General features: G+C 35.8%; 14 protein-coding genes, 1 tRNA gene and 1 pseudogene. 6 read left to right on the top strand and 10 right to left on the bottom strand.

Annotated features, from left to right (window positions below; translation table 11 throughout):
- Positions 1–1,004 precede the first annotated feature (1,004 nt).
- Positions 1,005–1,094 (top strand) — tRNA-Ser (locus ACFIL2_RS09330).
- A gap of 469 nt (positions 1,095–1,563) precedes the next feature.
- Here ACFIL2_RS09330 and ACFIL2_RS09325 read toward each other — a convergent pair.
- From ACFIL2_RS09325 to ACFIL2_RS09290, 8 genes are all read right to left on the bottom strand, one after another.
- Positions 1,564–2,784, bottom strand: a complete 1,221-nt coding sequence (locus ACFIL2_RS09325; protein WP_375634037.1) for an MFS transporter — start codon at positions 2,782–2,784, stop codon at positions 1,564–1,566.
- A gap of 365 nt (positions 2,785–3,149) precedes the next feature.
- Positions 3,150–3,320, bottom strand: coding sequence for a hypothetical protein (locus tag ACFIL2_RS09320; RefSeq protein WP_375632726.1), 171 nt, complete (start codon positions 3,318–3,320; stop codon positions 3,150–3,152).
- Positions 3,321–4,826: 1,506 nt separating this feature from the next.
- Positions 4,827–4,997 (bottom strand): hypothetical protein, encoded by a 171-nt coding sequence (locus ACFIL2_RS09315; RefSeq protein ID WP_375632734.1) that lies wholly within the window; start codon positions 4,995–4,997, stop codon positions 4,827–4,829.
- 146 nt (positions 4,998–5,143) lie between these two features.
- Positions 5,144–5,860 (bottom strand): YqcI/YcgG family protein, encoded by a 717-nt coding sequence (locus ACFIL2_RS09310; RefSeq protein WP_375632722.1) that lies wholly within the window; start codon positions 5,858–5,860, stop codon positions 5,144–5,146.
- Between the two features lie 23 nt (positions 5,861–5,883).
- A complete protein-coding gene (locus ACFIL2_RS09305; RefSeq protein WP_375680140.1) occupies positions 5,884–6,288 on the bottom strand; it encodes a hypothetical protein in 405 nt (134 codons plus the stop codon).
- A 74-nt stretch (positions 6,289–6,362) separates the two neighbouring features.
- Positions 6,363–6,794: an ATP-grasp domain-containing protein gene (locus ACFIL2_RS09300; RefSeq protein WP_375680141.1), complete on the bottom strand. Its 432-nt coding sequence runs from the start codon at positions 6,792–6,794 to the stop codon at positions 6,363–6,365.
- Positions 6,791–7,087, bottom strand: coding sequence for a hypothetical protein (locus ACFIL2_RS09295; protein WP_375680142.1), 297 nt, complete (start codon positions 7,085–7,087; stop codon positions 6,791–6,793). Before ACFIL2_RS09295 ends, ACFIL2_RS09300 begins: the two co-directional genes overlap by 4 nt.
- Positions 7,084–8,274 carry a hypothetical protein gene (locus tag ACFIL2_RS09290; RefSeq protein ID WP_375632732.1) on the bottom strand — a complete coding sequence of 397 codons (1,191 nt, stop codon included), beginning with the start codon at positions 8,272–8,274 and terminating at the stop codon, positions 7,084–7,086. Before ACFIL2_RS09290 ends, ACFIL2_RS09295 begins: the two co-directional genes overlap by 4 nt.
- A gap of 692 nt (positions 8,275–8,966) precedes the next feature.
- Between ACFIL2_RS09290 and ACFIL2_RS09285 the strand changes: the two genes are divergently transcribed.
- Both ACFIL2_RS09285 and ACFIL2_RS09280 read left to right on the top strand, forming a co-directional pair.
- The gene (locus ACFIL2_RS09285; protein WP_375680143.1) at positions 8,967–9,194 is read left to right on the top strand and encodes a hypothetical protein; all 228 of its coding nucleotides are present in this window, start codon (positions 8,967–8,969) and stop codon (positions 9,192–9,194) included.
- 591 nt (positions 9,195–9,785) lie between these two features.
- Positions 9,786–10,997, top strand: coding sequence for an MFS transporter (locus ACFIL2_RS09280; protein WP_375680144.1), 1,212 nt, complete (start codon positions 9,786–9,788; stop codon positions 10,995–10,997).
- 324 nt (positions 10,998–11,321) lie between these two features.
- On the opposite strand, the gene ACFIL2_RS09275 is transcribed toward ACFIL2_RS09280, so the two are convergent.
- Together ACFIL2_RS09275 and ACFIL2_RS09270 are read right to left on the bottom strand one after the other, a co-directional pair.
- Positions 11,322–11,585 (bottom strand): hypothetical protein, encoded by a 264-nt coding sequence (locus ACFIL2_RS09275; RefSeq protein ID WP_375629580.1) that lies wholly within the window; start codon positions 11,583–11,585, stop codon positions 11,322–11,324.
- A gap of 2 nt (positions 11,586–11,587) precedes the next feature.
- Positions 11,588–12,034, bottom strand: a complete 447-nt coding sequence (locus tag ACFIL2_RS09270) for a hypothetical protein (RefSeq protein ID WP_375608751.1) — start codon at positions 12,032–12,034, stop codon at positions 11,588–11,590.
- Between the two features lie 494 nt (positions 12,035–12,528).
- On the opposite strand from ACFIL2_RS09270, the gene ACFIL2_RS09265 reads away from it, so the two are divergent.
- The 3 genes and pseudogenes from ACFIL2_RS09265 to ACFIL2_RS09255 form a co-directional block, all read left to right on the top strand.
- Positions 12,529–13,035, top strand: coding sequence for a helix-turn-helix domain-containing protein (locus ACFIL2_RS09265; RefSeq protein WP_375676924.1), 507 nt, complete (start codon positions 12,529–12,531; stop codon positions 13,033–13,035).
- Between the two features lie 1,068 nt (positions 13,036–14,103).
- The gene (locus ACFIL2_RS09260; RefSeq protein WP_375676923.1) at positions 14,104–20,547 is read left to right on the top strand and encodes a Vomp family autotransporter; all 6,444 of its coding nucleotides are present in this window, start codon (positions 14,104–14,106) and stop codon (positions 20,545–20,547) included.
- A 593-nt stretch (positions 20,548–21,140) separates the two neighbouring features.
- Positions 21,141–22,727, top strand: a pseudogene (locus tag ACFIL2_RS09255) (hypothetical protein); the annotation flags it as partial.

The following is a 22,727-nucleotide window of genomic DNA, read 5'->3' as shown; positions in this document are numbered from 1 at the left end:
CATTCTCTCAAATAGCAATAGATATTTTAACATTAGGCGACAAATAGCTTGATAGTACTTGGCTTTTACTTTTTATTTAAGGAAAGATGATGCTATCCAATAGATTTTATACCATTCATAGATACCGTATGAGGTAGATGTGGCAAGCTTTAAGAGATGTTTTTTTACAAACGTGTGGATGAGAAAGAAAATAGTATTTTTAGAGTATTCTGTTTTGTGATGAGACCATATCACGCTTAAAGAATGCGATAATCAAAAGTATGAAGTAATACGTAATTTCTTTTAAATAATTGAGATTACTTTAGATATTTTGAAAACTGTAAAGCTGAATTTAAAAGTATATGGTAAAAATGAAAACAGGTTTGCATTTTTATTATTTTGTATTTGATCAAAATGAGACTATTTTTTCATTTCAGAAAATAAAATATATTCATACATATTAAATTAAAAATGCAAAGTTTTTTTCTGAATTTTATTTTCTTTAGTATCAACTAAATATAGAAGTGTGAAATTGAATAGAGGATTTAGAGTAGGGCTTATTATATAATCCTATGAAAGAGAAAACTGACACCATCACACTATTTTACAGCTCTCAATGTTGCAAAAATTCGTGCTATTTAAGAAAATGCATAAGAGCCACTTATCCTCTCTTAAAATGTTCTTTCCCCACATACCATCCCTTCCTATGACGTATAAGTAAGTGATTTTAATTATTTGGTTGTGTAAAACTATGGACTGTATGCCAATTTTAAGAGAAGTATTTTTTTGTGAAGCAGAAAGTGCGTAAATGAGCATGAAAGTTTATAACTGGTGACAATCTTTTTATTCTCATTATTGTATTCTACAAACCTATCCACGAAAAAAGTTTTTTCTTAAAAAGAAGGGATGTGCTTGTTATTCAACAGATAAAAGCTCTTACTTTAATAAATGAATTTGTTTTTTGGGTTTTGAATGTATAGTTTAGACTTGCACGTTATTTCTTTCTGGGTATAGTGCAAACTTCTGGAGAGGTGGCCGAGTGGTTGAAGGCGCACGCCTGGAACGCGTGTATATGGGAAACCATATCGAGGGTTCGAATCCCTCTCTCTCCGCCATTAATTTAAAACGAACTTTCATATGCTTGATATGACATAGTTTAAAAAGCTCAGCATTTGCAGGATTTTTTATTGTTTGAATTTGACCAGTTCGCGTCGATCTATGCCTATCATTATGTACACCTAGAAATTGCTGTTGAATTTCCATGAATTTTATACTTTTTAAGCTCCTCTCCTCTCGATCTTTAGATAACCTGATCTAGCATAAACGATCTCTTCAAATATCATTAAAGGATTTTTGCCATTATCACTAACTTCTGGTAGAGCTTTTAGAATTAATGGTGATCATAGTGCTATTTGCAATTTCGTTGCTTAACGGGCTAAATGCGTTTTATCCACATGAGAGGTAACGAACACCTCAGCTTTTCTCACGCAATGTGCTCATTTAAAATTAATGTCATGAATATTTGTACAAAATTTTTATCTATACGATAATCAAAAAAAGGCTGACGTAATAATTGAATATCATTCATGTGGCGCTTTCTTTTATCTTTAAGCTTTGTATGTAAATAGATAGTCCGTGCAAAATAAATAAAGGGGCGCAAAAGCCTATAAATACACATAGGATGTATAATATAGAAAATGAAAAAAAATTTCCTGCATATAAAAGCACAATAGAAAATAAAGCTGTTATGATGCGTACACTGGCATCGCCTGCCAAAATCACCTCGGCTAAATTTTCACTAGGTGTTATAGCTTGTCCAATTGTTATTCCCGATATCCTAAAATAAAATTGCCCAATACCTAATAAAAAACCCATAATATAAAGGGAATATTGAGTAAAATTTAAATATAAAACAAAAGAGATTGCGATCACGGCAAAAGCCGGTGCCCCCCATACAAAAAAACGAATTAAAGATGGAAATTTCCGTAAATAATAAGATGAGATAAGACCATTGATCACAAAACCCAGTGCTAACAAAGCAAAAATAGAATTTTGAATAGCTGTAAATTTTATATTATCTGATGTTATAGAAGCAAGAACAAGTGGCAATAAAACAATAGGCCCCGTATAGAGAGAATTATTCAAAATACGATTAATCGTTAAAAAACGCAACGCAGAAATCCGCCAAAGGCACCTGAACCCAACTCCATAAGCTTTTTGAGATGGCTTTTTTAATAGCTCTTTTGCTCTGTTTAGTTGTTGTATAGACTTTATACGAAACCATAAGCAGGCATTCAAAAGATAGATAAATACAATAAAGGCTATAGCTATTTTGTGCCCCAAATGCGCAATTATAAAATATATAAGCAATGGGGATATAATAACAAAAAACTGACAGCAACTAGTGTAAAATGCAAAAACTCCAGCTTTTTGTTTGGGAGCTGGAACCAGCTGATTCAAGGCACTATTGTTATTTGGGTTATCAACCCCCATCAAGAGAGCAAGTAAAAAAAATACAAATAAAATAAGCACCGGATTGTTCATAAATAATAAGAAAGACAATAAACAAGCGCAAATAATTTGACTATAAAACCCAATTATAAAGCCTTGATAGTGCGCCAACATGTTTCCCAAACATAAGCCAGCAATTCCAATTGCGATTAAATTAACGACATTTAAAGTAGCAGAAGTTTCTCCCGTTGTATCTTGGAATTGTAACAAAGAAAGGCCAATAGATAATACACCACTAGCACAAAAACTCGTCAAACAACCAATCACAATCATAAGAAAAACAGAATTACGCAATAACCTCCTCCCTTTTAAACAGAGATTCAAGCCATTTTATGATTTTCTCCATTGTCGAATATGTTTCGGGACTAAATTCTAGTTTTTCGTAAAATTTTAGTCTAAATGCGTTATAGACACTTATTTTTCGCAAGTCATCTGTCAGCATGAATTCTATACTTGACAACGTTGTACCCATAGATTGAGACAAATAATAGGAAATTACTTTCCAATACATATAAGTACGCTCTCTTGCCAAATAATTTTCCAAGGCATATTTCAAATGACAACCACTTAAAATATATTTCGGACAATGGTGCAACGGATAATAAATACAAATAGCACCGGCTTCATGTCCCGGACAAGAAGAAATATTAATATTTTTATCATTTCATAATATTATAAAAACGCTCAGTGAGCAGATCTTCCAAATTTAGTCTAGTCACAACAAGATTGGTTACTAATTTTTGAGAAACATGAGACCAAGCCAATCTTACTACTAAAGTTCCAATAACCTTTAAGTCAGATTCTGGATAAGCTTTTTTTAAATTTTCCACCCATATGTCTCTATGACATATAATAATTGGCTCATCTCGTCTGAATGAACAAGATGTAATTCTAAACCAATATTATCACAAAGTTTTGAGCTCTTGAATTCTCCGTATCCTGACCTGGTATTCTTAAATCATAATAGAAACTAAAGAATTTTTAAGTATTCCAACTTTTATTAAACTTTGTAACAATCTATTGGAAGCTTCCCTTCACTGACTTCGACAATTATTTTCTCACCACTATAAGAACAAAAAATTAGCTTTGAAGTTGCTTACTTTTAGAAAAAAAATGAGCAACACTCTTTCTTAACTAAAAGAAACACGCTCTATACCTTTTTCTTTATGATTATCAAAAAACTATCCCGTTACAATTAACCATCAATTATTAGGATAAATATTCTGCGTTTAGCTTAATAAGCTGTTATAATCAATGTTTCTCTCTGTTTTAAAAATCAGAGTTTTTTCTCCTAGAGATACTCATAATTTCTTTACAATTTTTCCAAAAAAAGCCCCCCTTTAACATTGCTATTAATACGATCATCCTGAGAAGTTTTATACATACACACTTCATTATACGGAATTCTATGTATTTTTTTAACTTACTCAACTAACAAACATCTTTTAATGGACAAAATAAATCACGAAATTTGTGTGCTGTCACAATTCGAAAAACAATCATATATCTCCCTCCAATGATAGACGATGTCATTAGAAGAAAGCTTTAATGATATTGGTAGAATAAATTAACCAGAAAAAATTGCAGCGCTGATGGAATAAATTCTATTTTATACCTTGTAATTCTATCTAAATTTTAATCATTTTTGTTAAAGGTTCTTATGCAATTTTTTCTACATTCAGCATCATTTTTCCACTTGTTGGCAACAAAAGATTAATAGCTAAATTCACTTATGTCATAATAGTTCTTTTTTGGGTAAAATAGGACATCTTCAATTTCGATATATAAATATTTTAATTCTTTAATATATTCTCTTCACATGCTTTAGATTAACAACACAACAAAACCCAAAATAAAAATATTTATTTTACTTAAGTTATTGAATATTATTTAAAAAGTATGAAAATAAAGTGATGTAATAGTTAAAAATTATTTAAAAATTCAAATCCATCTACATTTTAGAGCCATCACGCATGGTAATAGCAGTTTTCATTAGGTATACTAAATATGCTTGATAACTTTTCTGCTTCATGCTTGTAGGGAGTTTCAGATAGAGATAATACCAGAATCCATTCGTGAATGCTCGACAATAAAGCTGTAAACAAAATTATTTCCTTTTTGTTTAATCCGTTAAGCTTGATCCATTTTTTATTCCTAAAGAATAACGTTCTATTTTGTACTGTAAAATGTCGTTTCTGAAAAGTTTCTACGTTGGTTTGGGTAGAGGACGTAAACTTCATAGCCTTATTTTCCGCAGAATCTATGGGCGCATTATGGGAAGCAGGAGTAAAAGAATAAAATCCTGTATGAGAAAGAATCCATTAAAGAGCGTGCGGTTACCCATTTCTAATATCTCCAATAGTGAGATTTTCTGTAGCAATTGCATATATGCATCCTACATCTGCCGCAATTGATTTGTGCCTTGTATTGGCAGGTAGATGTATAATATCTCCTGGTGTACAGGTTATATGTTTTTCGCTATAGAAAAAATCTAACTCTCCCTCTATAATTAAGAGAGTTTCATCGACCTGGTGAATATGCCAATCGTGTATTTTTTTTGGGAAAATCTCTTTGTATCTCTATTGATCCTTGCTCTGGAAGCATCATTTTGAATATATCATAGATATTTTTATTTAATTTAATTTTAGAAAATTTAGTCATTATCGTGCTCCATTATATGATATGGGCAAGGTGGGGATTCAATATTATTATCTTGCAGGAAGTATTGCGTCCATTCTCTATTTTGGGGTTCGCCATATTTTCCTAAAAAAGGAGATTTTGTTATAATATCAAAAGGTTCAAGTCTTTTTGTTACAGCGGAGAATGCATTTTTTGCTTTTTGTTCTGTATCGAGCAGATCAGAAAAAACCCACCTAGGCTGGAAAGTTAACATAAATGTAGAACTTCTCCTACTTATTCTGTTTATATGGGATGGGGTATTGCAAACTATAAACATAGGCTCGCCATGAAAGCAGAACTCCCATAAAGGATTGTCCATATTTTTTGGTATATGCTTAGGCCATTCTTGGTCATCAAGAGTTCGCAAATCTTTAAGTATAGACAAGAATTTTTCTCTATAAACTTCGATACTTTGTACGGGGGCAGGCTTCTCGAATGCAACAAAAGATGTGTTCTTTCCAAAACTTTTATAGTTATCGCAATAAGTTATCAGGTCTTCCATCATATTTTTTGCGGTCAACTTATTGTAGAACCCAAATCTAAGCATATTTTTTGAGTATCCATTTACACCGAATAGGCAGGGAAAAGGTCTAATTGTGTTATTCATGGTTGCATCGAATTCTTTAAAAACGACCTGCTTCCATTTTTCATATTTGTCTATATTTTCAATTATTTGCGCTGCTGAATCCATGTTTTCCTCCCAATTGTTGTATTTTATAAGAAATTGCTACGAATGACCCTCTCCAAAGCTGATAATTCATCATCACTGTGTCCCCAAATTGCTATAATGGCAGGGCAGGTATTTAAATCGATGGTTAGGGGGAGGGGCTCGTTTTCTTTAAAAAAGAGCGTAAAATGAACCACATTTTCCCAAGAATGAAGCTTTTGCCGCCATACGTTAACATCTTTTATAATATGACCGTCGATCTCGTTGATAAGGAAGATAATACGCCATTTTTTCTTAAAGCGACTTGGGGTTTGCGAAAACACGCCTGCAATAAGGTTAACGGAGCTTTCAAGTAAATCATCTTCATAGCAATGCGCGAACAAGGTGGGTGCAATTCCTCCGTGGAGACGGGCTCCTACTTCGATCATTACTGGACCACGAGCTGTTTGCATGATTTCCATATGCGCAGGTCCATATTCAATCCCCAGTGCGCGAATGCATTGTTTTGCATAAGAGATAAGAGGGGCTAAGAGGGATCTTGAGCATCAAGCACATCAAGCGTTTCATAAACAAAAGTACTTCCATTATGAATACCTTTTTTATATCGTGACAAACTACATATCTTTATAGCCTCTCCATTTACAACGGCGTCGACGATGTATTCCTCTCCCTCCAATCTTTCTTGGAGCAAATAAGCATCGTTAGGTGCGCCAAAAATATTTTTTTGTGTCCAGTCGATTCTAGAGGACCATGCCGCCACTTTCTCACGGCTGGAGAAAAACAAAACACCATCGCTTCCACCAGAATCATTCGGCTTTACCACATAGCCGCTGTGGCTTTCAAAATCATCGAGAGTACAATCGTTTTTTGTAAGAATCTTTGATCGGATGTAAGATAAATCATTTTCACAAAGGCGTTTTTGCATCGCTGCTTTTTTCCGTCGCCAATCGGTAGTCAAGGGGTTATTCCCAAGACAACCATAATAAGCCGCCAATTGATCTGCACAATAAATACCCCTTCGGCGCCTGCGACCACGGCCTCTATCGCGCCGATAGGAAAGCGTTTCTTTATCTCATCTACACTATGAAGCTTCGCTTCTGCCATGCCCTCTCCCTGATAAGAAAGCATATAGTGTGAAAAAGGAGCTTGTTGAGAGACAACACCATAGCAAGCATAGCCTAATTTTTGCAAAGCAGGGGCATAGAGGGCACCCGTGGAGAAAGGGTCGACAATAAGAATAGGTTTTTTCATACTTTGTTCCGCTGCAATAAAAGGAAAAGAATATAAATAAAGATTATTAGCCCTATAAGGGGGAGAAGATAAACAGCTGCTTGAGGACCCATAAGGGCAGAGCTTGTAAGAAGACCAAGGATAACATAACCTGCCGATTGGGAGAGAGTATAAAGCATACCGCTATAGCTTCCCACCAGCTCTGCTTGAGCCTCTGTTTTAGTCGCTTCAATCGTATGTTTGCGGGCATTAATTCGCATGGTATTCATTGAAAAGCCAATAAAAAAGCAAAAGACCACAGCCAAATAGGGCGATTGTGTGGTGCTAAAAATAAGATCAGCCACGCTCAACATAAGGGCTGGGAGAATAAATTCAAAGCGAGGGATTTTGATAAAAGCAGCCAAAAAAGCGCCCATGCCCGCAACCGCACTGCAAAGTCCATAATATTCAGAGCCAAAATTTTTCACACTCTGAAAAAGAATGGTTGCCAGCGTATTATAAGCGCAAATATGAAAGCCAATAAGCCCTATGCAGACGCATAAAAGTTTAAGCTCACGGGAGAGTCCATCCGCTTGCGGTATAGGTGCTGTCTTCTTATCGGTTGCAGGTGCTGTGGTATCTGTAGCATTGTATTCATCGCAAAAGATAATATATCCGGCTATAAGGCTTATAATGATGTCAAACAAACAAAGTGTCACAATCAAACCATTATAGCCAATTTCAGCCGCTGCCCCTCGAGGGCTGGTCGCTTCTAAGAGATAACCACTCAATGCTGCTCCCAAAAAGGCGCCAATTTGCACCACTGTTTGCATAATGCGGGAAGCCTTTTGGGCGCTAATATAACCACTAAGTGCTAGTTTAGTATTATAAGTCTCGAGTGTGCTTAAGGTAATCAAAGAGAGATAGCCGATAGAGATAGAGACAGCGATAAAACCAAAGGGGGAATCAGCGTAATGGAAAAGTGCAATCAATAAAAGAAGGCTATAGATAATGATTCGCCTTTTGTATAAATCGACCAACCGCAATGAGGCTTTAATGCGCACAAGACCGCTTTTTTTCAAAAGATAGGGCATAATGGTGCCCAAAGCCATGGTTACGCCTAGGAAAACCGATGAGGATGTTATGCGATAAGCATTCCACAGATTACTTAAAAATAAAACCATATCAGAAAGATATAGCAAGACAACAAGCCCATAAAACCGAAACATCAGTTTCTTGTGCACATTATCCCCCCCATTTCGGAATCTCTTAAAAACACGCAGTATTATAAATCAGCACACATCATGTTTACAAATAATGAATACACACATATTACTGGGCATGTCAAGTTTTTTCGGTAGGAAAAATTTGAACGCTGATGTTTATGGTAGTGATAGCTTATTATTCAGGAGAATGAATAGCGATAGAGGCTGGTATTTTTACTGCGTCTGTTGCGGAGGCTTGCCAATAAGGGGAAAGCCAGATAACGAATATAACTATGTCCTAGAGATATATTTTGCGCTTTCAAGTTGATTTTATTTATACTCAAGGTTTAGGTTTTTCTATTGACCGTTGTTAGATGTTGTTGTGACAATAAACTTCGTTATCTATCAGAAACATTTATGGCATTAGCGCTAAGGTATTGTATTAAAACCTTTACATGGTAGTCTGTCTGATAGAGAGGTATTATTGGTTCAGTTTTAGGAGGCTTTATTACGGCTGATTTGGGCGTCGTCGTTGTTTGAGGTCTTATTATAATATTCTTAATTTCAGTTTATGAATATACCGAAAAATATAGTGAAACATTTGATTTAAACGCTTTTGCAAGGCATATTTCAATATCTCAGCGATGTTTTCCAAGAATTGCTCTGCTGCTTTTTGACGGGATCGGATATCAAATGCTTATAGCGAGGGCAGTGGTTTGAGAAAAGATAGAGCTGATCCGCCCATTACTATACTGGAACGGTTGCAGAAAAGGGATGGTTTAAACTTAAAATACGAAGAAAAACTCTCTTTTATTGAAAAAGTTTACAAAGTGCTATCGGAAATAGATGAGCAGTTTATAACAATTGATGGAACTGCTCCTATTTCTTTAATTCATCATCAAATACGACATCATATAAATAAGGTTTGTTTTGATTATGAATAAAATCATTTATTAATCAAGTTATCCACGATAAATCCTCCTTTATGTATTTGTACTCTAAATCTGAAACTTTAGAGATATGATTGCAATAATTTAACTGCTCAGGAAGATATTACGTTATATATTTTAATTGGAAAACTAACTGTAATGGGCTTATTTTAAAAGATTTAGAGAAGGGGAGTAGAAAAGTTAGCAATATTTATTGTGAGGATAATAGTATGTTTATTCTTTTAGAGACGAAGTGTGGTGATAGAAGAACGACATGGAGGAATATACTCGAACATATTTTAGTGCACGGAATAATAAGGACAATAAAATGTGAGTGAAGCTTCCATACCGTAAAATTGTTTCACATATGTATAAAGGTGTAGCTTCTGAATAAAACGCACATAAAATATTAAATTTGTTTTTGTCCATAAATGTTCTGTTTTCATAGAAGAATTAATCATACAACAGCACAAAGATTGTAAAAGCCTCAAAAAAGAAATTTTGCTTTCTTAAATTTAATGATCTAAAATGAAAATTGTAAGAATGCCTGTTTTTAAACAGGATGTATTATGCATATCGACTGGTATTCATTTTAGAGGATAATTTATGTTCACTTCAAATTTGAAGGAACGCATTGCTTTATTTGAAAATAGAACTTTTCTCTATTTTACTTTGAGCGGCTTATTTGCTACATTTGGAAGTGGACTAAATTATATTACATTGTCATGGCTCGCTTACAATCAGACGGGCTCAATCCGTGGTGTAGCGTTGATGATGCTTTTTCTTTGGACGCCTAGCATTATTTTTGCGCCTATTTTTGGCATATTGGCAGATAAATATAATCGTAAAACGCAGATTATTATTTCAAATCTTGCGAGAGGTTTGGTAATTGTAAGCTGGGTAATGCTTTGGCATTTTGGTATAGAAATTGAATTGATGGTCTTATCTGCTCTTTTGGGTATTTTTATCCCTTTTTATATGCCATCAGCTATTTCTTTAATTCAAAGTATTGTGCTGAAGGAACAGCTCATCAATGCAAATGCGACCATCGATATGGTTTATGAATTTGGCACTATCGTAGGTATGGGCTTAAGTGGATTTATACTGTCCTATGCAGGAACAAAAGGAACTCTTCTAATAGGTGGTATATTCTTTATCATTGCTGGTTTATTTAATTTTGCAATGAAGGTACCTAAAAACCGAAGATCTAAAAAACAAAACCAGCAAAATTGGTGGGAAAATTATACAGCATCCCTTCATTATTTTAAACAGAATCCAGCTCTTGTTATACCTTATATAAGCCAGATGATTATTATGACTCTTTTGATGACCATTCCTGTTATTCTCGTTCCTTATATACAAGAGGTTTTACATGCGGATAACAGGACCTTTGCAATATTTGAGGTGCTTTATTCTATGGGTGTATTGACAGGTGCGTTTTTTTCACCACTTCTTTGTAAAGTTTTATCCATAAGGAAAACATTAGCCATTTTATTAGCTTTTATGGCTATTGGCCTTGCTATTCTATCTGTTAATACACACAATTTTGTTGTTTTTCCTGTTTACTTTATGATTGGATTTGGACTTTCGAGTTGGGCTCTTTCGATTTCTTTATCACAACTCTCTTGTGATCCTGAATACCAAGGAAGATTGCAGGCAAGTTTTAATGGTATCTCTGGATGCTTGATCCTCGGAGTCTACCTCACTATGGCAAGCGATAACAGTAACATATCACCTCAATCGATATATTTTTTTCAAAGCATTGTTGCGTTTGTTGGAATACTCATAGTGCTGTTTTATAAACATGAAAAACAATAAATTACATTTAAGTGTGGTCAATATACGCTATTTTATAAATATCTACGCTGCAGCACATTTCATATTTTGCTTTTAAAGGAGAGTTGAGAAAATGAAAAGTTGGTGCTTAATGAATAAAGCATAAATTGATGTATGCTAGAGAATACCCTTTACTTTTTGATAATGATCTAAAAGAATTGATGCGTTTCTTTAATTCACCTCACTGCTGTTAAGAAGACGAAAACGTAACACTTTAAATCTTCTTGAAAGTTTTTTGTCTAAGCGTAGTAGAAAGTAAAGCAATGAGGTAATATCGTATCATATGGGGAGAGTATTGTATTATTTTTATTTTTCAAAATCCATATGAAAAATTGTATCAATTTCATCTTCATTGGAATGAGTATTTCTACGACGATGCAAGGTTTGCACAATCTCTTTTTTTAAAACAGCATCTGTTTCACTTAAACGGTGAATACTGAGTTCCAATTCAAGAGATAACGCCAAATCCACGCACAGTTTAAGCTCTTCTCCAATGTCGAAACCGCGTTGATAGTCGTCATAAAGACCAACCAGTGTATCAGATAATTCTTTATCGCATAAAGAGGTCATGCTTAATTCCTCAACGTTGCGGGTTTCCATGCAGCTTTTTTAAGTATCACTCCACTATCATCACTTAAAATTGCCATGTATACGAACCTCATGGTTTTGTCAATTTTCTGCAAAATACGCGCTTTTAAATCAAAGCCTATTAAAGATTTTATTACTCCAAGATTTTGAAGCGCCCAATTGTAAATATGGATGGCAATGTGTTTACTATAGAATTTATAGCATTTAAAATACATTGCCAAAAGGCTTTTAATATGCGTAGAGGAAGAGTATTCTGACGATAAACCAAACACCCTGAAATCTCTATTGCCAGTTACAGCTAAATCAGTGCCATTAATATATAAAATAAGCAAACAGGGTTTGTAAACGTCTAACTTTTTAATAACGAGTGATAATCTCATTTTTTGTAGAATACCAATTATTTTGCCTATTTTATATTGATTTTTAGACATTGATAAACTTTTTACCTTATAAAAACCTATGGGAAATGCATTAGCATATTTTTGTAATAAGATTTCAGTGGTATATTACACAGCATGAAATGAAGAGAATCGTATTAGGCTTTTTGCTTTTGAAAGAATATGACTGCAACTTTTGAGAAAGCAGTTGGCAAGAATTGGCTTGGCATGCAAACTGATAGAGTTGGCAGTGGCGCATTTAGTTTTTTCATTGGCCTGTGTCCAAATGTTTTTGACTCTGGAAAATAGCCTCTGATAGGCTTGAGTTTTTCCAAGGTTATATTACAGGGGCGCAGCTCAGAAAAATACCACGGCGATTGCATTTTTTGTAATTGTCATAATTTTCGCTCCTGCTTGAATGGATGCTGTAACATCCGTTTTTGTGGGGTTATGTATGTGATAACTGCTCTTCTTAAGGGGCAGTAACAATAGATGTAAATCAATATAATTATTTAGTCAACAATTATATTGATTTTGGAGTGTTTTTTTTGGCTCGTCCGGAAGCAAAACCTAAAACTGAGTTGGCAAAACGTTTTCGTGAAGTGCGTCACGCTCTTGGTTTTACAGAGCGTAAGCAGTTTGCTGAGCATCTTGGTATCACTGCTGGCTCTGTAGGAACTTATGAAACTGGTATAAGTGAGCCTACAGCCTCTGCGCTCTCCAAATATCAAGAAATTTGTGGTGTTTCATTAGATTGGCTAGTAACGGGAAATGGTGAGATGTTTTCAGATGTGGCAAAGGCGAAAGCCGCTGGTTTTAAACCGCAGGCGATTCCTACTGGGCTGATGAAAAAGCTGGGACATTTAGTTTATACGACCTATCATGATGCAAAAATAACACTTTCTCCTGAAGATGTTGCGGAATTAGCAGCAGAGCTTTATGGAAGATTGCAAGAGCTTATTCAAAACCTCAATGATATAGAAGAAGTCGAAGCCACTTTGCCACTTTTAAAATTACATTTAAAGCGTAAAATCGAAACTGAAAAGCATATCTAAAATTTCATAAGATACGAATGAACAGCCTTTAAAAAAATAAAACTTTTTTGATTTTCTGCTGTATAACCAAGTTTGGAATGTGAAAATCTCACGATCTTCGAGTCTCTTATTCGATCTGAAAAACGAGAAACTATCATTATAAATCAATATATTTCTCTGATTAAAGATAAAATGGTTCATAAAAAGAATGACGAGTAGTGATACAAACAAAATTTCTTCAAAAAGAAGCTAATATAGTGCCATTCCTGAAATATTTGTTGGTTGAAGAAAAGATACGGACAACAGTGAAAATACAGTGGGTTCTGTGAGAGGAAAGAGTTTAGAAAACAGCTTCTTTTCGGTTTGTGATATTAAAAAATTTATACAACAGTGAAAATACAATGACGATGTTTTGTTCCTATAGAAGGGTAACAGATATATAAGAGAGAAGAACGAAAGACTATTAGGCGCGCTTTTGTCTTTTTATGAAGATGATAAGATGAGCACGTTAAAACTTTTTACAGATCGTGCATCATTATATTTAAGACAGATTTCTTTCAAAAAGATATATAATATATTGAAACAGTTTACCTCGCAACAAAAAGTGAGATTATGATGATAATCATTATCTATTACATTGTGCAATAAGTTAAAAAAATCATAAATTTGTGCTTATAAGAACAGCTAATTTATTGAGAAGTATTTTTACAAATTTATAAAAAATTATTTTTACACTCTTGCCATTCTTCTGATGCGCTTTATTTGAAAAGTAGAATTGCTCTTTAGTGAAACTATTTTTGTTAAGAGATAAATCGCAGTATTTTTGAATGGAGATAACGGTATATTTTCAAAGTCTTGTGTTTTTATTTATTTTTTAGCTTGAATCCCTCTAGCTAAAAGGGTTGGGGACTTTTCTAGATTCGATGTTGTTGCAAAGATTGTAGGACGATGCCGTAAAAAATAGCGGTATCGAAGGGGGGGGAGGGTTTTGCCTTGATTTATTGGTTTTTGAAGTGCGCAAACTAAGGGTTTTGTCATGAGTGTTTCTGCGCGTTGTAATGATGTTGAACTCTGTTGGAGGAGGTTCTTATGAAAAAAAAATATTCCACACCAAATTTAATTAAAGTTGTCTCTCTTAGTACGGTAATGGCGACACTCTTATCGAGTGTTTCTCCCGTTTTTGCTGCGAATCTCTCAATAACAGGAGAGACAGTTAGAAGCACAAATGGTGGTGGTGTCTTGTATCCATACGGTAGTCATGGGAGTGTTGTTTTTGCTGGTGATGATGATTTCTGTGGTGCAGACAATGTTATCGGTCGTGGTGGCAAACAACAGCAGGCAATTCCTGATGGTAATCGAATAACTGCAAAGGAACAATATAATAGATTTATTAATGATCAGGAGTTTTCTGGACGTCATCCCTATGGTGCTACGACTGAAAAGGTTACTTGGGCTGGTGATGGTGTGACGATTAACAGTCGTGGTCAGCCGGTGAGTGGCTATATGGGAGCGCTGTACGGTGGTTCTGCAAATGCTATGCCTGAGGCTTATGGTGTTTATTCTTTTGCAACGGGTTGTGGATCTGCAGCGACGGGTAATTATTCAACCGTATTTGGTGCAGGTGCGACAGCAAAGGCAGGGGGTGCACAAGCTTTTGGTGTTTCCGCACTTGCAAGTGGTATAGCAAGTGTTGCTATGGGTGTAGGCTCAGAAGCATCGGGCGAATCTGCTGTTTCTTTTGGTGGTCTCGCAACCGCTTCTGGTAAAAATAGCATTTCTATAGGTGTGCGTTCCCAAGCTACGTTGGATGATGCGATTGCGGTTGGTTCAGATGCAACAGCGAGCGGTATAAATAGTGTTGCTATTGGTAAGGTGGCATCTGCATCTGGTTACGATAGTATTGCATTAGGATTAAAGACCAAAGCAACTGACGAGTACGCGGTTGCTATAGGCACGAAGGCTGAAGCTCAAGCTCTTGGTTCTATTGCAATAGGTGGTGGGGAACCTGCAGACAACGGGGAGGAAAGAAAAGTAATAGCTAAAGGTAAAAATTCGATTGCCATAGGTTCCCATACTTATGCTGAGACGGCTCATTCAGTTGCAATTGGTATAAACGCACAAGTACGTGTTATAGATGGTGTTGCTGTGGGGGGAGGATCTGTCTCTCGTGTTGAGAGTGGTGTTTTTGGTTATGATCCTGTAACAAATACTACAACAACAAAGAGTGATCTTGCATGGAAAAGCACTGCAGGTGATTTTAGTGTTGGTAATACTAACCAGAATTTAACGCGACAGATTACAAATGTTGCAGCAGGGAGTAATGACACTGATGCAGTGAATGTTGCCCAGTTGAAAGCTATGAGAGATGTCATAGCAGGAGGAGGAGCTTGGAAACTTTCTGCGAACGATACAAATCCTATAGACGTGAATTCAGGCAATGTCGTAGATTTTTCAGTGAAAAGTGAAAAAGAAGCGGGAAAAGACAACTTAAAGATTGCAAAAAACACGACAGAGAATAAGCATAAAATTGAATTTACTTTAAATGATCATCTTAAATTGACAAAAGTCTCCACAGGCCAAAGCACGATGAGTGATGATGGCTTTTTTGTTAACGGTGGAAACGGTTCACGCATGACTGTAGATGGCTTTTTTATTAATGGTAATAATGGTCCAAGCATGACTATTGATGGTATTGATGCAGCCAAGCAAAAGATCACAAACGTAGCAGATGGGGAAAAAGATACTGATGCTGTAAATTATAAACAGCTGAAAGCTGTACAAGATGCAACCAAAACGAGTTGGCAGCTTGCTGTTAACGGTGGAAATGCTACGGCTATTGGTCCAAATGGTACAGTAAATTTTCAGTCAGCTGACAATAACGGTACAAAAAATATCAAGATCGAAAAAGATAGTGATCGCACTGTCACGTTTGATCTAGCTGATGATATTCAGGTAATGACTGTCACAGCAGGAGACAGCATTATGGATGCTGCTGGCTTTGGGTTTACTGATGGTAATGGGCCGAGCATAACTGTTAATGGTATTCATGCTGGTGATAAAACGATTAAAGGAGTAGCGGCAGGGAAAGAAGATACGGATGCTGTAAATTATAAACAGTTGAAAGACTTTACAGCAGGGATGGCAACAGGTTGGAAACTTTCTGTTGATGGTAACAATGCTACAGATGTTAAAGCTGGGAGTACAGTAGATCTTGTTGCGGATGCGGGTGAGGACGGAAGCAAAAATATAAAAATTGCAAAAGACAGTAATAAAGTCACATTTTCTTTGAATGATACTCTTAAGCTCACGAGTGTCACGACAGGCAACAGCATTATGAGCAACGATGGCTTTAAGTTTGTTGATGGTGGTCCAAGCATAACAGCCAATGGTATTGATGCTGGTGGCAAAAAGATTACAAAAGTGAAAGCTGGTACTGATGATACTGATGCAGTAAATTATAAACAATTACAAGATTTTACAGCAGGAATTAAAACAGGCTGGAAGCTTTCTGTTGATGGTGATAATGCTACAGATGTTGGGGCAGGAAGTACAGTAAAGTTTGTTGCAGTTAAGCAGAAAGACGATGATAATAATGAGAGTGAGAACACAAATATAAAAATTACCAGAGGTGATAACAATGAAGTAAAGTTTGATTTAAGCGAATATATTAAAGTTGGTCGTGTAGAAACAGGGGATAGCAGAATGAGTAATGCCGGTTTCATGATCAAAGATGGACCAAGAATGACCAAGGGTGGTATTCATGCCGCCAATACAAAAATTACAGGAGTCGCAGATGGTAGCAATGAGCATGATGCTGTTAATCTTTCACAATTATATAAAATGAAGTTTGAGATAGAAGACAATAGTCTTGTTAAATGGAGTAAAAGTAAAAAAAATATTACCATTGGTGCTGAAAAAGAAGGTATCGAAATCAATATTGCCAACTCTGAAGGCAAGGATCGAATTATTTCTGGCGTTGCAGTTGGAAAAGTCAGTTCTGATTCAACAGAAGCAATAAATGGTCATCAGCTTTTCAATTATGCTGATAATATATCAAAATATTTTGGTGGTAGTACAGGTGTGATTGATGGTTTCAAGCCAACTTTTACTGTTCAGGGTAACGAACACCATAATGTAACGGATGCTTTTAAAGATGTCGATAATTCTATAACAGATATTTATACACAGATTAACAATGTAACAGCAAATAGTCTTGTTAAATGGGATGAAGGGCAGAAGCTCATTACAATTGGTGCGCAAAAAGATGGTACCAAAATCAATGTTGCCAATTCTAATAGTGAAAATCGAGTTATCTCTGGTATTGCGGATGGTAACATCGGAAAGTCCTCGAAAGAAGCTATAAATGGTAGCCAGATTAATACAATTTCTGGAGATATTGCAAAATTCTTTGGTGGGAATGCAGCATTTCAGGATGGTGCTTTTGTAGGTCCACAATATAACGTATCTACAGTTTCTACAGATGGTGAAGTAGCTCAGTATATAGCTGAAAATGTTGGTGATGCTTTAACAAAGCTTGATGCGAATGTCAAAAATGTGAATAGTCGTATAAAATATGTAGATAATAAATTTGATAAGTTCTCTCAAGATGCCTTATTATGGGATGATGGTAAACAAGCATTTGCTGCACGTCATGAAAAAAATGGACGTAAAACAGATAGTAAGATTACCCACCTTTTAAATGGTGATATTTCAGAAGAGTCAACAGACGCGATAAATGGTAGCCAGATTAATAAAATATCCAAGGATATTGCAGAATTTTTCGGTGGTGGTACAGAATTTAATAACGGAGTTTTTTCAGGTCCACAATATAACTTATCTAGAGTTTCTACAGATGGTAAAGTAGAACAGAAGACCTTTTACAACGTTGGCGAAGCTTTGACAGGGCTCGATGCAAATGTTAAAAATGTGAATAAAAATATACATCATGTAACCAATGAGTTTGATAAATTGTCTCAAAATGCTTTACTGTGGAGTGAAAAGGATCAAGCATTTGTTGCACGTCATGGAACAGATGGACAGAAAACAAATAGCAAGCTGAAGTATCTTTTAGATGGTGATGTTTCAGAAGATTCAACAGATGCAATAAATGGTTCCCAACTTTATACGATGGGTGATCAGATTGCGAATTATTTTGGTGGTGGTGCGAGCTATGAGAATGGAGAGTGGATAGATCCTACGTTCAAAATTTCTCAGCGTGAAGCGAATGGTACCATTACTCAGAAAAAACACCATAATGTCGCTGATGCTTTTGAAGGTGTCGATAATTCTATCACAGATATTTATAATCAGATTAATAATGTGACAAAAAATAGTCTTGTGAAGCAAGAAAATGGGTCAGGTCTTATCACTATCGGTAAGGCAACAGGTGGTACTGAAATCAGCATTGTAAATAAAAGTGGTATGGATCGTACACTTTCCGGTGTAGAAGATGGAGAACTTTCTCAAACATCAACGGAAGCGGTAAATGGTTCACAGTTGTTTGCTACGAATAAGAATGTTACTGCTGTGACTGATAATTTATCAAAAGTTGCTCAAAATACATCAAAATATTTTGGTGGTAGTACAGATGTATTGAACGGTATAGAACCAGCTTTCCTTATTCAGGGGGAGACCTATCATAATGTTACGGAAGCGTTTACAGGTGTTAATACTTCTATCACAAATATTGATAATAAGATTTCCGAAGTGGTAAAAAATAGTCTTGTTAAGCAAGAGAAAAATACAGATGTTATTACCATAGGTAAGGATACAGCTGGTACTGAGATCAATATTGCGGGATATGCTGGTGTAGCGCGTTCCATTTCTGGTGTTAAGGCAGCAGAGAAGGGGGATGAAGCTGTTAACAAAGACCAACTTGATAAAAGCATAAAGGATATTACGAAAGATATTGAGACAGTAACTGCTGCTGCGGTTCTCTATGATAAGAATGACGATAATAGTGTTAATTATGGTAGTGTAACTTTGGGCGGCGATAAGAACAACGGACCAGTTGCTCTTCGTAACGTGAAAGATGGTAGCATTTCTGAAAATTCCAACGATGCAATCAATGGTAGTCAGATTAATAAAATATCAGCAGATATTGCAAAGTTTTTTGGCGGTGGTGCAAAGTTCATTAACGGTGCTTTTGAAGGGCTGAAATATACTTTATCCGCTATTGTAGGTGGTGAAGTAGGGAAGGCTAATTTTTACAATGTTGGTGATGCTTTAACAGGTCTTGATAATAATGTTCAAGATGTGAATCAACGCTTAACGAATGTATCCAATGAGTTTAATCAGAAAATTGAAAATTTCTCTAAAGATGCTTTACTGTGGGATGATGAAGAAGAAGCATTTGTTGCACGTCATGAAAAAGATGGGCAGAAAACAAACAGCAAATTGAAGTATCTTTTAGATGGTGAGATTGCTCAAGGTTCAACAGATGCCATTACGGGCAACCAACTTTATTCCATGAATAACCAACTTGCGAATTATTTCGGTGGCGGTGCTAAATATGAGAATGGCAAATGGACAGATCCTACTTTTAAGATTGTTCAAGTCAATGCTGATGGTACGACTGTTGAGACAGAGCACCATAATGTCGCTGATGCTTTTGGTGACGTCAATAAAAATATGTCAAATATTAATAACCGTATTGATGATGTCATCAACAAGGTCGATTCAGATGCTTTAAAGTGGAATGATAAAGAAAAAGCCTATGATGCTGGTCGCGATGGAAAGCCGAATAAAATTATCAATGTAGCTGATGGTAAAGTTGAAAAAGGCTCGAAAGATGCCGTCAATGGTGGGCAACTTTGGGAAACCAATGAACGGGTCACTGGTGTCGAAAAAGATGTGAAGCATCTTACCAACAGAGTTGATACCATTTCCAATACGATTGCTGATATTGGTGATACAGTTCTCAATATTGATGCCAAAGTTGATAACATCAATAATAGAGTTGACGGCATTGAAGAGGACGCTGTTCGTTATGATAGAGATGAAAACGGCAAAAAAACCAATAAAATCACATTAGCGGGGGGGGATGCCAGTGAACCTGTTCTGATTGATAATGTCGCTGATGGTAAAATTGAAAAAGGTTCGAAAGAGGCTGTAAATGGTGGTCAACTTCATGATTATACTAAAGAACAGATGAAGATTATTCTTGATGAATCCAAGCAGTATACAGATCAACGGGTTAATAATATTGTGATTGATGCGATTGATGATGCTGTTGATCGGGCTAAGCAATATACAGATATGAAGTTTGATGTTTTAAACTATAGTATTGAGAGTGTGAAAAAAGAGGCAAGACAAGCAGCGGCTATTGGTCTTGCGGTGTCTAACTTACGCTACAATGATACACCTGGAAAATTAAGTGTTGGATTTGGTACTGGTTTATGGCGCAGTCAGTCTGCATTTGCCTTTGGTGCAGGTTACACCTCAGAAAATGGAAAATACCGCTCTAACATATCCGCAACAACTTCTGGAGGTCACTGGGGTGTAGGTGCGGGATTCAATATGACATTGAATTGATAATAAACAAAATACATAAAAATTCCCTTTCACCCCTATCTCATGAGGCAGGGGTGAATTGTTGTTACGTATGTAAAAATACATATACACAAATTGATAAGCGCTATAATAATAAATACAGGTTTAAAAAATAGAAAAACCGCACACTTTCAACAAAACGAACTTCTTATTTCAAAATAAGATAATAAGTCTTTTCATAAATTATAAGTTCATTATTTTCTGCGTTAACTTTTAAATATAAAAAATCTTTCACTCTCTAAAAATCTATTAAAAAAATTTCTAGTAAGACAAATATATATATTTAAACGTATTTCAATTTTACTGGAGGAAGTTATAAAAACAATATACTAAGCCAATTCTACCCCTTGCAAAAAACAACCAACAGGTTTAAAGATTAAAAAAAACAACCACCAAAAAACTTACCTTTTTAGGAAAGGTAAGAGAAAAAAGCGCGTTAACTATAAACTTCTCTATCTTTTCAATCAGTCCTTAGGCTTTTGAATATATTTAGAAAAACCAATTTCAAAGAACTTTATAGCGTTTAAATGTGTTTTTTTTGTGGTTATAGTTATTTTTTCATTGGGGAGTTCATTATGAAAAAATTATATACAAAATTAGCAGGGAGCGATTTAAAATTTTCTCGTTTTTCTTTTGTTAAAGTTCTTTCATTGGCTACAGCGGCTACATTTTTATCGAATGTTACACCTGTTTTTTCAGCAAATCCTGATTTTAGAAACACCTTTCTCGAAGGTGTTAACAGTGCTGGTGTCTCTTATCCGCAAAGCATTATCTCTGTTGCTGGTTTGAATGCTTCTTCTGTTTCAAAAGACAATTATTTAACAGTACTCAATCAAGTGGGATTAGAAAAGATTAATGCTGCCAATGACTATGCAAATTTTTTAACTAAAACCCTCTCTGATGTAAGTGATTATAGTCCTGTCGTGAATGTTTTGATGGCGGATAGCAAAAATGTATTGGCAAGAACCCTAGATGCAGGAGGGCAATATAAAAAGTCTCTCGTCAGTCTACGGTCATTTGTGGTTGATAGCTCTTTAAACCAACAGCTTGCACAGGATGATGAAAATACAGATATTATTAATGTGTCTAATATCTTACGGAGTGGTTCAACAGAGGGAATGCAACGTGATGTATCGGGAAGTAATGTCATCTTTGGTGAAGATGTTGATGCGAAAACCGTGGACAGTGTTGTTATTGGTTATAAAGCGAAGGCGGTATTAGCTGAAGGAGATAAAAAGCTAGCGGCATCTGTTATCATAGGTTCTAAATCTGAGATCCATAGAGGTGGATCCGTTGCTGTTGGTGCAGATATAGTGGCACTAAAGAATGACGCGGTTGCTGTTGGTCGTTTTGTACGGGTGGAGGTGGACAGCGGTACAGCTTTAGGCTTTAAATCGCAAGTGAAGGTAGCAGGGGGTGTTGCTTTAGGAAGCAATTCTGTAGCCAATAGGGCTGCTGGTGTTCCGGGTTATACTTCTGTGCTGCAGGGACCTGCAAAAAATGAGCTATCTTATTGGAAATCTACATTAGGTGCTGTTAGTGTTGGTGATGTTGATGCTGGCAAAACACGACAAATTACAGGTGTAGCGGCTGGTAGTGAAGATGCAGACGCAGTGAATCTAAGACAATTGCAAGACTTAGAAGATGTCGTAAGAAAAAATGGTTGGAAATTATCTGTTGACGGTAAAAATGCTAAAACAGTCATTATGGATAGCGGAGTAGATTTTTCCACTGGAAGTACCAATCTTAACATTACAAAAGGTGATAAAGACAATAATGTAAAATTTGATTTAGCTCAAGATGTTACATTAACGAGCTTAAAGGCAGGCACAACTGCCCTAGATGCAACAGGTCTGGTAATTACTGATGGACCGAAAATAACGACCTCGGGCATTGATGCTGGAGGTAAAGAGATAAAGAAAGTTAAGGCTGCGGCACTCACTGAGACTTCACAACAAGCAGTGAATGGTTCACAGTTATTTGCAACAAATAATGAAATTGCTGATGTAAGAGACAGTATCCTTGTTAAGCAAGAAGAAGAAAAAGAGGAGAAATTAGCGCGTAGTCTCCGTGCGGGGGGTACAGGTCTTATCACCATTGGGAAAGGAACTGGTGGTACTGAAATCAGCATTCTGAATAAAGATAATGGGAAACGGAAAATT

The organism is Bartonella sp. AP30XZML, from assembly GCF_042195945.1.
GTDB lineage: Bacteria > Pseudomonadota > Alphaproteobacteria > Rhizobiales > Rhizobiaceae > Bartonella.
This window is presented reverse-complemented; position numbering and strand designations above follow the sequence as displayed.

What these genes read in the sequence shown, in the direction of transcription:
- ACFIL2_RS09310 (WP_375632722.1), bottom strand. Translation starts at nt 5,860, where the DNA reads ATGGATTCAGCAGCGCAAATAATTGAAAATATAGACAAATATGAAAAA.
- ACFIL2_RS09305 (WP_375680140.1), bottom strand. Translation starts at nt 6,288, where the DNA reads ATGCAAACAGCTCGTGGTCCAGTAATGATCGAAGTAGGAGCCCGTCTC.
- ACFIL2_RS09295 (WP_375680142.1), bottom strand. Translation starts at nt 7,087, where the DNA reads ATGAAAAAACCTATTCTTATTGTCGACCCTTTCTCCACGGGTGCCCTC.
- ACFIL2_RS09290 (WP_375632732.1), bottom strand. Translation starts at nt 8,274, where the DNA reads ATGTTTCGGTTTTATGGGCTTGTTGTCTTGCTATATCTTTCTGATATG.
- ACFIL2_RS09280 (WP_375680144.1), top strand. Translation starts at nt 9,786, where the DNA reads ATGTTCACTTCAAATTTGAAGGAACGCATTGCTTTATTTGAAAATAGA.
- ACFIL2_RS09275 (WP_375629580.1), bottom strand. Translation starts at nt 11,585, where the DNA reads ATGACCTCTTTATGCGATAAAGAATTATCTGATACACTGGTTGGTCTT.
- ACFIL2_RS09270 (WP_375608751.1), bottom strand. Translation starts at nt 12,034, where the DNA reads ATGTCTAAAAATCAATATAAAATAGGCAAAATAATTGGTATTCTACAA.
- ACFIL2_RS09260 (WP_375676923.1), top strand. Translation starts at nt 14,104, where the DNA reads ATGAAAAAAAAATATTCCACACCAAATTTAATTAAAGTTGTCTCTCTT.